Here is an 11967-nt window from a genome sequence, read left to right on the forward strand (position 1 = left end):
TGCTTTTAGGGTTATTCAAATTTAGTTATCATTGTTCCCGTTTTGTATTTATTGTTAGGATCAAATCGTAATAAATCGCCATAGATAAGTTTATCAGAATAACTTAATTCTGTTTTTGATTTTTCAATATATGGCTGGCAAATTGCTAAATCAATAGATTCACCTGTGCTTTTTTTATAGCACATATTTTTTGTATAAACATAATCGTTTGTTACGAAACTACCATCACGCATAATCATAAGTGGATGCTCATTTTTTGCAAATAAATCGGTACCAAACTCAATGGATTGGTTTGTTTTGACACCAAGTAAATGGAGCAATGTTGGTTTTATATCGATTTGTCCAGATACTTTAGAAATAACTTTTCCTTCTTGACCAGGTACATGAATAATAAGTGGTACACGTTGCAATTGCATCGAATCAAATGGAGTTATGGATTCTTTACCGAGAAATTGTGCCATAGCAGCATTATGATTTTCAGAAATACCGTAATGATCTCCGTAAATAACAATAACTGAGTTATCGTATAACCCTTCATCTTTTAATCGATTGATAAATAGTTTCAGAGATTCATCTGTATAGCGAACGGTTGGGAAATAACGATTTAGTACACCACTCTCAGAATTATACTCATTAATATATTGATCGTCTGGATTTAAAAGAAATGGGAAATGATTTGTTAATGTAATAAATTTTGTATAAAACGGTTGTGGTAAAGATTTAAGCTTGGAGATCGATTGTTCAAAGAACTCTTTATCTTTTAGTCCCCATCCAACAGACATTTGTTCTGTTCCTGTATAATCATTTAGGTTAAAATAACGATCGTATCCGAGTGCTGGATACATTACATCACGATTCCAGAAAGTTTTATCATTCGAATGGAAGACTGCGGAATAATATCCATATTTTTTTAACTGCTCAGGAGTTGCTGTGTACTCATTGTTTGCATGTGTAAAGAATACAGAGCCACGGTCTAATGGATATAATGAATTTTCTACAATAAATTCGGCATCGGATGTTTTTCCTTGTCCAGTTTGATGATAAAAGTTATCGAAGTAATAACTATCTTTTATAAATTGATTTAAAAATGGAGTAATTTCTTTTCCATTTATTTTTTTGTTGATAACAAAATTTTGTGTGGATTCCATTGAAATTAAAATGACATTTTTTCCTTTTGCAACTCCAAATAAACTTTTATCAGCTTGTTTATCTTTTGAATTCACGTAGTTTTTAATCTCAGAAAAACCGTCTCCACTTGCAAATACACGCTCTGCAGAAGATTTAGACTGAAGTGTAATGTCAAATAGATGATATGTGTATAAACCTAGATTTTTCACAACGGTTTGACGATCAAAAGAGTGTGAAAATAACTGCGGTTTATGAACGACAGAAACAATAACTTGCAATGCTAACAGAGCTGTTATACCACTAAAAAAGCTTTGTTTTTCAGAGCGGGATAGTGGCGTATTATCACAAAATTTCGGGAACTTACGTAAAATAAACATTAGAATAATTGCATCCGCAAATAGAAGTAATGTCTTGTACGTAAATAGTTCTTTAATACTGGTTCCTAAATCAGCCATGTTATTTGTTTGGAATAAAACAGGGAATGTGACAAAGTCATTATAAAAACCGTAGAACATCGCGTTTCCAAATAAAATAAATGACAGCAAAAAGCTGATTCCAATAATAATTCGATTTCGATACTTTGATGCTAATAAAGCTAGACCAAAAAATAAAAGCAATGAAGCAATTGGATTAAACAAAAGCATCATTTCTTCAAAGAAGCTATCAATTTTGATATCGAAGGCTAGCTTGTACACTATATATGTTTTTATCCATAATAAAACGACTGCAACAAGTGCAAATCGTAATTTTGGAAACAAATGTTGTAGCATAACATACTCCTCTCCTACTGTAAGTGACGGTTCTAGTGATTGTAGTTCTAATGATAGAAGTTTCACTTTAAATATACGAACAGTCGTATATCTTTATGTACTATTATACGAAAACAAAGCAGAATTGTGGATAATTTTTATAAGAATTGGTTAGAAAAAGAGAAAACGGAGACAATAACCATATCGCATTTTGATACGGAGGTTATGATGAAAAAGTTATTTTGTTTCATATGTAGTGGTTTTTTATTCTTTTCTACCCCTACAGTTTTTGCTGCACAATATGATGCGCCATTATTAGAAGATGCTCTTTATTCCGTTTTGTTTCCGCAAATAAATGTAGCGATTGAGAAGCATTATGGGAAACAAAAACCGTATGAATGCCCGAAGATTGTTAGTTTGAAAAAAATGTATAGTGGTACATATTTATTTCAAGCGGTAATTGAAGTGACGAAATATGAAGCCATAGGTGGGAAAGTACTTCCGCCATTCGAAAAAATAAGAATTACGTTTAATAATGATGAGGGAGAATGGACTGTGAAAAAAATAGATATAAAGCGCTTACCAGATGATACGAAATTAAATTGTAAAAAAACAATGTGAAAAATTGTTTGACAAATAATTTATTCGTTTGGTATTGTTAATACCAATATAAGATGTTTGAAAATTAAATAGACTTACCTCATCTACTCTCAAAGGTAGAGGCCGCGATAGGAAAGAGTAAGCTATGGGAGATTTAGTGGAATCTGTGATCATAGACTGAAAGGGACTATTGCCGAAATATAAGAGTGACCACGTCATTCATATATTGGGACTGCATTGAATAAATGTAGTACTGTCATAAGATTTTATTTTATGGAGAGCTATTTGGAGATGTTGATGCGGTTTCTTATTTGAGAAGATAACAACTCGTTTATTTTTTCATGATACATTATTCCTAATAAGAAACGCGTGTGAACATTGTTCCGCGCGTTTTTTGTTTACCCCGCTTTAACGGGCAGTAGGATCTCATATCTTAACATTCTGAGAAAACAAAGAAGTTAGGTGGAGGATCAACTGCCCGTTAAAGCCCGATTGGTGAAGGCTAATAATCATTGGGGATGAAACTCCCACTGATTAAAGTTTCACTTTATCTAAAAACGCGCTGCAATGAATAGAAGAAGATTGGGGTTATGAGTTTTAGAGGAAATAAGGGAGGAATTCAAATGTATTTACACGGCACAAGCCGAATCAATGAGCAAGGACACTTAGAAATTGGAGGATGCGATACAACGCAGCTAGCTAAACAGTATGGGACCCCACTTTATGTATACGATGAGGCTTCTATTCGGGAAAAATGCCGCGCGTTTCATCGTGCTTTCCAGGAAAGTGGATTCTCTTACCAAGTAGCGTATGCAAGTAAAGCGTTCTTGTGCATGGAGATGTGCCGAGTAGCTCGTGAAGAAAATATGTCTTTAGATGTTGTTTCTGGGGGCGAATTGTATACTGCTTTGCAAGCTGGTTTTCCTGCATCACGCATTCATTTTCATGGTAATAATAAGACCGAAGAAGAGATTGTCATGGCGCTGCAAGCAGATGTTGGCTGCTTTGTGGTAGATAATTTCTTTGAAATGGAAATATTACATGACTTAGCACAGCAGTATGGAAAAATTGTAAATATATTAATTCGAGTTACACCTGGAGTAGAGGCGCATACACATGAATATATTACAACAGGGCAAGATGATTCGAAATTTGGTTTTGGAGTTTCGGCTGGTCAGGCAATGCAGGCGATTCGAATAGCGCTAGAGAAATCAAATTATAATGTGTTAGGTATTCATTCACATATTGGGTCACAAATTTTTGAAACAGCAGGATTTGTTCGAGCGGTTGAAGTATTGCATAATTTTTTAGAAGAGATAAGGGAGCAGACTGGTTATGTTGTAACGGTGTTAAATGTTGGTGGAGGTTTTGGTATTCGTTATACGGAAGCTGATACACCACTTACCCTTGAAACATATGTGCATGCTGTAACAGATGCAGTGAGAGAACAATTTACAAGAAATAATTATCCACTTCCTGAAATATGGATTGAACCAGGTCGTAGTATTGTTGGGGATGCAGGAACAACAATTTATACAGTAGGAGCTGTAAAAGATATCCCTGGCATTCGTAAATATGTGTCAGTCGATGGGGGAATGACAGATAATTTAAGACCAGCTTTATATGGAGCTCGTTATGAGGCGATGCTAGCAAATCGAGGGAAAGAAGAGGCTGAAGAAGTTGTTTCAATTGCTGGAAAGTGTTGTGAGAGTGGAGATATGCTTATTTGGGATATAGAACTGCCGCAAGTTGCTACAGCAGATTTGTTAGCGATCTCTTGTACAGGAGCATATGGATATTCTATGGCTAATAATTATAATCGTATTCGCAGACCGGCTGTAGTATTTGCAAAAGGCGGGGCATCACAAATTGTTGTTGAACGTGAAACATATGAAAATATAATTGGGAACGATCGCATACGTATAAAAGAGCTTGTGTAATGATAAAAGGAGTTGTTCAAATAGAGCAACCCCTTTTAAAAAATATAAAATATATCGGAAAACTAGGATTGAAAAAATCAGAATTATGATAAAATACAAATACAAAGCTTATCAAGAGAAGCGGAGGGAACTGGCCCTACGAAGCTCAGCAACCTGCTTATAAGAAGCAAGGTGCTAAGTCCAGCAAAATGGCATCCATTTTGAAAGATAAGGTAAATATATTACCGAACAGTCTTTTCGAAATGGAAAAGATTTTTTTTATGAATAAAAAGGGGGGCTGTTCGTGGGAGTGCGTGGACATTTTGACGAAGTAGCTGAGAAAATTCAAACGATGCTTGCGGATATGAAATATGGTTCTATTACAATTGTTGTGCAAGATGGAAAAGTGATTCAGCTTGAAAAAAGTGAAAAGGTACGCTTAAAGTAAAAAGCGCTGACTAGAAAAACTAGAGGCGGTTTTAATCTATTTTATTAGGTTAAAACCGTCTTTTTGCGTTACAGGGGGGGAGAACATGCTGACGTATGAAACGTGGAAAGAGGATTTCGTTTCTTTTTTTGAGAAAGATGAAACAAAAGGAGCGTTACAAGTATTAGAGTGGGCCTATAAACATTATGAAAACGAAATTGTATACGCATGTAGCTTTGGTGTAGAGGGGATGGTGTTGTTACATCTTATAAACCAAGTAAATCCATCTGCAAAAGTTGTATTTTTAGATACAAACGTTCATTTTCAAGAAACATACGATTTAATTAAGCGGGTGCGCGAAAGGTTTCCAGATCTTGAAATTATTGAAAAGCAACCCTCGCTAACGCTTGAGGAGCAAGCAAAAAAGCATGGGGATCGTTTGTGGGAACATAATCCGAATCTTTGTTGTAAATTAAGGAAAATTTTATCACTTGAAGAATCTTTATCGAATGGAAAAGCGTGGATATCAGGGCTAAGAAGGGAACAATCTGAAACGCGTAAACATACAAGGTTTATAAATCAGGATCACCGCTTCCAATCTATTAAAATTTGTCCGCTTATTCATTGGACGTGGAAGGAAGTGTGGCGTTATGTATATAAGCATGATTTGCCTTATAATCCATTGCACGACATGGGTTACCCAAGTATAGGGTGTGAAAAATGTACGTTGCCTGTGGGAGAGGGGCGAGATTCAAGGGATGGACGATGGGTTGGAAAGATGAAAACGGAATGTGGCCTTCATGATCAATAAGAACATGGTTGATTTTAAATATATGTGAAAGAGGCGGACAGGGGAATGAGTAAAACCAAAATATTAGTAAATCGTATTGATGAAACATATGAAATAAAGGGGATTACAAAAGAAATTGAATTGGACAAAATTGCTTTAAGTGATTTAGAGCTTATTGCAATAGGTGGTTATAGCCCGCTTACTGGATTTTTAGGGAAGAAAGATTATCAATCTGTTATAGAAAACATGCGTTTAGTAAGTGGTGATGTATGGAGTATACCTATTACACTACCAATAACAGAAGAGAAGGCGAAGCAATTAAAAATTGGTGAAGAGGTTCGTCTTGTCAAAGAAAGGACCACATATGGTGTGATTCAAATAGAAGATATTTTTACACCGGATAAAGACAAGGAAGCATTGCTTGTTTATAAAACGACTGATACTACCCATCCAGGTGTGAAAAAGTTATATGATCGACCAAATGTTTATGTTGGAGGAACAATTACGCTTGTGAAGCGTTGTGAAAATGATAAGTTTGCTTCTTATCATTTAGATCCAAGTGAAACACGTGCAGAGTTTGCAAAACGTGGCTGGAAAACAGTGGTAGGTTTTCAAACGAGAAATCCTGTTCATCGTGCACATGAATATATTCAAAAGTCTGCACTGGAAATTGTAGATGGCTTATTTTTAAATCCGCTCGTTGGTGAAACGAAATCAGATGATATTCCAGCTGATGTACGTATGGAAAGTTATGAAGTGCTTTTGAAAAATTATTATCCGAGTGACCGTGTCTTTTTAAGTGTTTTTCCAGCAGCAATGCGCTATGCGGGACCACGTGAAGCGATATTTCACGCACTGGTTAGAAAAAACTTTGGTTGTACACACTTCATTGTGGGACGTGATCATGCTGGGGTAGGAAATTATTACGGTACGTACGAAGCGCAAGAGATTTTTACGAATTTTACAGTAGAAGAGTTAGGGATTGCACCACTCTTCTTTGAACATAGTTTTTACTGTACAAAATGTGAGGCGATGGCCTCTACAAAAACATGTCCGCACAGTAAAGAAGAACATGTTATTTTATCAGGGACGAAAGTAAGAGAAATGTTGCGAAATGGAGAAATTCCACCAAGTGAATTTAGCCGTAAAGAAGTTATAGAAATATTAATTCGTGGTTTACAAAAAGAAGTCGTTACAAAATAAGGAGAGAGTAGGATGGAAACAAATATCACTTGGCATACAGCATCTGTTTTAAAAGAGGAAAGACGAAAGAAAAGTGGTCACCACAGTTTTGTCCTTTGGTTCACAGGCTTATCAGCTTCTGGAAAATCAACAGTAGCAAATGCGGTTGCCCGAAAATTATTTGAAAAAAATATTGGTAATTATGTACTCGATGGCGATAATATTCGTCATGGTTTAAATAAAGATTTAGGATTTTCCGAAAGTGATCGGACAGAAAATATTCGTCGTATTGGTGAAGTGGCGAAGTTATTTGTAGATCAAGGGACAATTGTATTAACAGCATTTATTTCTCCATTTCGAGTGGATCGCCAGCAAGTAAGGGATATTCTTGAAAAGGACGAATTTCTCGAAGTGTTTGTAAAGTGTCCAATAGAAGAATGTGAGAAACGTGATCCGAAAGGGCTCTATAAAAAAGCGAGGCAAGGCGATATTAAGCAATTTACCGGCATTGATTCGCCATATGAAGAGCCGTTTGGAGCAGAAGTGGTTGTAGAAACGCATCTTTATTCGATTGAACAATGTGCAGAACAAATCATCGGTTACTTACAAGAGCGTAGCTTTATATAGGGGGAATAAAAATGAGTTATGACAAAGTGTGGGCAAACAATGAAAAGTTAAATGCTACAGAGAAAAAGAAATTAGAAAAAGATGGCTTAGAAATCTTTAAAGCTATTCCGTATTATGCTGAAAATGGATTTGATTCTATTCCGAAAGAAGAGTGGGATTCATTTAAGTGGGCGGGGTTATATTTACAACGTCCAAAAGAGGCAGGGTATTTTATGATGCGCGTTAATATTCCTTCTGGTATTTTAACGAATGAACAAGTGGAGGTATTGGCTTCAATTGCGGAAGATTATGGTCGTGATGTTCTTGATATTACTACAAGACAGGCGATTCAATTCCATTGGCTTGAAATTGGTCAAATACCAGATATTTTTAACCGCTTAGAAAAAGTAGGATTATCATCAGCGGGAGCTTGTGGTGATATTACAAGAAATATTATTGGGAACCCCCTTGCTGGTATTGATGGTGATGAACTATTTGATACAGCGCCAATTGTAAAAGAGGTATATGATTTCTTTCAACATAATGAAGAATTTTCAAACTTACCTCGAAAGTTTAAAATGTCGATCAGCACAAACGTATATAATGCAGCAAATGCTGAAATTAACTGTGCTGCCTTCATTCCGGCTACAAAAGAGATTGATGGAAAAACGGTGGAGGGATTTCATTTACGAGTAGGCGGGGGGTTATCTGCCCGTCCGTATTTAGCACAAGAACTAGATTTATTCATACTTCCTGGGCAAGTGAAAACAGTTGCGATTGCAATTGCTACTGTTTTCCGTGATTTTGGATATCGTGAAAAACGACATTTGGCACGTTTGAAATTCTTAGTTGCGGATTGGGGACCGGAAAAATTCAAAGAAAAATTATTAGAATATACAGGACATTTACATGATAAGGGGAAGGATGCTTTAAAAGGATGGAATGCGGGATATTTCTACGGTGTTCATAAGCAAAAACAAGGGGATTTATCATACGTTGGTTTTAACGTACCGGTTGGTCGCTTACACTCTGAGGAGTTCTTTGAAATTGCTAGAATTGCGAAACAGTACGGAAATGGTGAAATTCGTACATGCAACTCACAAAACCTCATTATTCCGAATGTTCCGAAAGGTAATATAGAAGGACTGTTAAAAGAACCTTTATTTGAATCTATTTCTGCAAGTCCAAAATCTTTCATCGGATATGCGGTATCATGCACAGGTATTGAGTATTGTAACCTTGCATTAGTAGAAACGAAAGAAAGACTACGTAATATTGCAGATTATTTAGATACACAGCTTGCTTTAGATGTTCCGGTTCGTATTCATATGGTAGGATGTCCAAATTCATGTGGACAAAGACAAATTGCGGACATTGGTTTGCAAGGGGTGAAATTGAAAACGAAAGAAAAAGGAATTGTTGAAGCATTTGAAATTTATGTAGGTGGTACGTTATTAGATGGTGGTGTCTATAACCAAAAATTAAAAGGAAAGATTGATGGAGAAGACCTTCCCAATGTTCTTGTATCGTTTTTAACATATTTTAAAGAACATAAACTGCCAGCTGAAACATTTTATGAGTTTGTAGGACGCGTTGGTATAGAAGATTTACAAGGGGCCTTAAACCATATTTTAGAAGAAGTGATTGCATCTTAGGAGGGAGCAATATGGATTTGTATCGTTTTGAAGCAGTATTGGCAAATGGTGTTGTTCCTGTAGTGGTTGTTGCGCAAAGTGAAGAACAGGCGTTTAAACTTGTGGAAGTAGAATTAGAGAAGTATTTTTTACCGCTTCCAGAAGTGAAGGAAATCTCTCTATATGAAAAAAAGAAGATTCGAAAAGGTGCAGCATTTGTCATTCGTGAGCAGGAGACAGTGTAATACAAATTGAAAAACCGATATCAAACCTTTCTTTTTAGGTGGGAGAGAGCATTCGACCATGCATAGCAGCGGTCAGCTCCTCCTCTTGCCTCATGTCGAGTGAAAACAAAGAGAGAAAACGAGTGCGGGTCACCTTTTGTTCTTTATAGCAGTGATTTATATGTTGGAAAATCAAAATGGATTTATATAGTAACTTCTATTCGTAATAGGGATGGAAGTTTCACCTTATAGTAGAAATGAGGAGAGATGATGGGAAAAGTATATATCGTTGGTGCGGGGCCGGGAGATCCAGAGTTAATTTCTGTAAAAGGGGTAAAGTGTATCGAACGAGCGGATGTCATTTTATATGATCGTCTTGTAAATAAGGAATTACTTTCTTATGCAAAGCCAGATGCAGACTTAATATATTGTGGGAAGCTACCAAACTATCACACCATGAAACAAGAAACGATTCATGCTTTTCTTGTTAAATATGCGAAAAAAGGAAAAATTGTAACCCGTTTAAAAGGTGGAGATCCATTTGTATTCGGAAGAGGTGGTGAAGAAGCGGAAGCGTTAGCAAAGCATGGTATTCCGTTTGAAATTGTACCTGGTATTACAGCTGGGATTGCTGCTTCAGCATATGCTGGTATTCCTGTTACACATCGGGACGCGAGCGCAAGTTTCGCTGTTGTGACAGGGCATCGGAAAGAGGGGGCTGAAGAAGAAGTGAAGTGGGAAAACTTAGCGAAAGGTGTTGACACGATTGCTGTTTATATGGGAGTAAGCAATCTTCCTTATATATGTGGACAGCTTTTGAAACATGGAAAAGGAGAAGATACGCCAGTTGCTATTGTGGAGTGGGGAACTACATCATCTCAGCGAACCATTACAGGAACGTTAGGAACAATTGTAACGATTGCTGGAAAAGAGCGGATTCAAAATCCGAGTATGATTGTGATTGGAGAAGTTGTTCGTTTGCGTGAAAAAATTCATTGGTTTGAACGTCAGGCTGACATTACGTATCCAGTAAGCGGAGTGTTATAAAATGAAAGCTGTGTTATATATATGCCATGGAAGTAGGTTGCGAGAGGCGAAAGAGGAAGCGATAGACTTGGTTTCTTCTTGTATGAATCGTGTATCAGCTCCTATTCAAGAGCTGTGTTTTTTAGAGTTAGCAAAGCCTTTTATTTCAGAAGGCTTTGCTGCTTGCGTAAGAAGAGGCGCAACAGAAATTGTTGTTGTTCCGGTCTTTTTATTAGCAGCAGGGCATGTGAAAGAAGATATCCCAAATGAGTTAAAAAAAATGAAAAATAAATATCCTCACATTGTAATGACTTACGGGAATCCGTTTGGTGTTTCGGAATCACTCGTATCGGCTGCGTATAAGGGAAGTGGCATTAAAGAGTATGAAAATGAAGTGACCCTATTGCTTGTTGCAAGGGGGAGTAGTGATCCTGAGACGTTACAAGATATTAAGCATATTGTTTCTTTGTTTGAACAAGAAGAGAAAGTTGGAAAGGTAGAAGTATGTTATTTAGCTGCAGCGGAGCCGCGATTTGAGGAAAAGTTAAAAGTAGTTGTAAACCGAGCTAATGAGAACATCGTTGTTCTTCCTTACCTACTATTTACAGGATTGTTAATGAAACATATTGAACGAGAGATTCGCAATTATAGTTATTCGAGTATACATGTATGTCCTTATTTGGGGAAAAATCATGTATTTCAAGAAATGTTGATTCAGAAAACGGAAGAAATTTTAAGGGGAGATGTGCGTGGTGTACCCACTTACAGTTCGAATTAGAAATAAACGAGTTGTTGTCATTGGTGGTGGCCGAGTGGCATCATATAAAATCGCGCCTTTACTAAAAGAAGGAGCGAATATAGTAGTAGTGAGTCGTGGTTTAGATAAGAGTTTAATGAAGCTTGTAGAATCAAAGAAAATTCGCTGGTTTCAAAAAGACTATGAAAAAAGTGATCTAGAAGATGCATTTTTAGTAGTAGCAGCTACAAGTAATGCAATATTAAATGAGCATATTGCACAAGATGCATCATTAAACCAGCTTGTGAATGTGATTACTAATCCTGAAAGTGGAAATGTTCATTTTCCAGCAACTATGCATAGAGGAAAGCTCAATGTTGCCGTTTCTACTGAAGGTGCAAGTCCAAAACTTGCGAAAAAAATTCGGGATGATATTGCGATGAAATATGATGAGACATATGAAGACTATCTTGATTTCTTATATGAAGTAAGGATGAAGGTGAAACAATTAAGACTAGAAAAAAGACAACAGAATATTTTATTGCAAGAAGTGTTGAAGCTTGAGTATATTCAAAACCAGCAGAAAAGAGGAAGGTTTTTACAAGAGTTAGCTGAAAGAGTATGTGTAGAATAGAATACACGTATTGCTTAAAATATAAATTAAAAAACTGAGATAAACCTTTCTTTTTAAGTGGAAGAGAGCATCCGACCATGCGTAGAAGCGGTCAGATCCTTTTATATAGCCGGACAAATTAAATTCCTCTTTACAAATATAGCAATCTACTCTATAATCACAAGTAACTTCAATAGATGAAATCGATGAGCAAGAAGAGTACGTATATTTGATGCGTTCAGAGAGCTGGGATAAGGTGTGAGCCTGGTACGATAAAATATACAGAATGGGCTTGCGAGAGGTATGCTGAACTATTTAGTAGGCACCCCGGGT

Annotated in this window: 12 protein-coding genes, 2 riboswitches and 1 other annotated feature (1 of these 15 cut by a window edge); of the genes, 11 read left to right on the top strand and 1 reads right to left on the bottom strand. The window is 36.5% G+C overall.

What is annotated here, in order from left to right; genetic code table 11:
• Positions 1-11: 11 nt before the first annotated feature.
• Positions 12-1898, bottom strand: coding sequence for an LTA synthase family protein (locus tag JDS96_RS06690; RefSeq protein WP_199666428.1), 1887 nt, complete (start codon positions 1896-1898; stop codon positions 12-14).
• Between the two features lie 207 nt (positions 1899-2105).
• On the opposite strand from JDS96_RS06690, the gene JDS96_RS06695 reads away from it, so the two are divergent.
• From JDS96_RS06695 to JDS96_RS06745, 11 genes are all read left to right on the top strand, one after another.
• On the top strand, positions 2106-2498 hold the full coding sequence (locus tag JDS96_RS06695; protein ID WP_018764216.1) for a DUF3888 domain-containing protein: 393 nt from the start codon (positions 2106-2108) through the stop codon (positions 2496-2498).
• An 88-nt stretch (positions 2499-2586) separates the two neighbouring features.
• Positions 2587-2769, top strand: a riboswitch (Lysine riboswitch).
• Between the two features lie 331 nt (positions 2770-3100).
• Positions 3101-4417, top strand: coding sequence for a diaminopimelate decarboxylase (lysA, locus tag JDS96_RS06700; RefSeq protein ID WP_033795979.1), 1317 nt, complete (start codon positions 3101-3103; stop codon positions 4415-4417).
• Positions 4418-4522: 105 nt separating this feature from the next.
• A riboswitch (SAM riboswitch) is annotated at positions 4523-4631 on the top strand.
• Positions 4632-4700: 69 nt separating this feature from the next.
• Positions 4701-4844 carry a YezD family protein gene (locus JDS96_RS06705; RefSeq protein ID WP_003196202.1) on the top strand — a complete coding sequence of 48 codons (144 nt, stop codon included), beginning with the start codon at positions 4701-4703 and terminating at the stop codon, positions 4842-4844.
• Positions 4845-4929: 85 nt separating this feature from the next.
• The gene (locus tag JDS96_RS06710) at positions 4930-5634 is read left to right on the top strand and encodes a phosphoadenylyl-sulfate reductase (RefSeq protein ID WP_199666429.1); all 705 of its coding nucleotides are present in this window, start codon (positions 4930-4932) and stop codon (positions 5632-5634) included.
• A gap of 45 nt (positions 5635-5679) precedes the next feature.
• Positions 5680-6816, top strand: coding sequence for a sulfate adenylyltransferase (gene sat, locus JDS96_RS06715; protein WP_199666430.1), 1137 nt, complete (start codon positions 5680-5682; stop codon positions 6814-6816).
• 12 nt (positions 6817-6828) lie between these two features.
• Entirely contained in the window at positions 6829-7422 is a 594-nt protein-coding gene (cysC, locus tag JDS96_RS06720) for an adenylyl-sulfate kinase (RefSeq protein WP_003196208.1), read from the top strand.
• 11 nt (positions 7423-7433) lie between these two features.
• Complete coding sequence (locus tag JDS96_RS06725) at positions 7434-9056, top strand: nitrite/sulfite reductase (RefSeq protein ID WP_199666431.1); 1623 nt, start codon at positions 7434-7436, stop codon at positions 9054-9056.
• An 11-nt stretch (positions 9057-9067) separates the two neighbouring features.
• Complete coding sequence (locus JDS96_RS06730; protein WP_003196212.1) at positions 9068-9280, top strand: DUF3906 family protein; 213 nt, start codon at positions 9068-9070, stop codon at positions 9278-9280.
• Between the two features lie 249 nt (positions 9281-9529).
• Complete coding sequence (cobA, locus tag JDS96_RS06735; RefSeq protein ID WP_199666432.1) at positions 9530-10306, top strand: uroporphyrinogen-III C-methyltransferase; 777 nt, start codon at positions 9530-9532, stop codon at positions 10304-10306.
• A gap of 1 nt (position 10307) precedes the next feature.
• Positions 10308-11063 carry a sirohydrochlorin chelatase gene (locus JDS96_RS06740; RefSeq protein WP_199666433.1) on the top strand — a complete coding sequence of 252 codons (756 nt, stop codon included), beginning with the start codon at positions 10308-10310 and terminating at the stop codon, positions 11061-11063.
• Positions 11038-11655 (top strand): NAD(P)-binding protein, encoded by a 618-nt coding sequence (locus JDS96_RS06745; RefSeq protein WP_199666434.1) that lies wholly within the window; start codon positions 11038-11040, stop codon positions 11653-11655. Before JDS96_RS06740 ends, JDS96_RS06745 begins: the two co-directional genes overlap by 26 nt.
• Positions 11656-11831: 176 nt before the next feature.
• Positions 11832-11967: a binding site (T-box leader), on the top strand; it runs 110 nt beyond the window's last position.

Source organism: Bacillus cereus group sp. N21 (assembly GCF_016483395.1).
GTDB classification, from domain to species: Bacteria; Bacillota; Bacilli; order Bacillales; family Bacillaceae_G; genus Bacillus_A; species Bacillus_A pseudomycoides.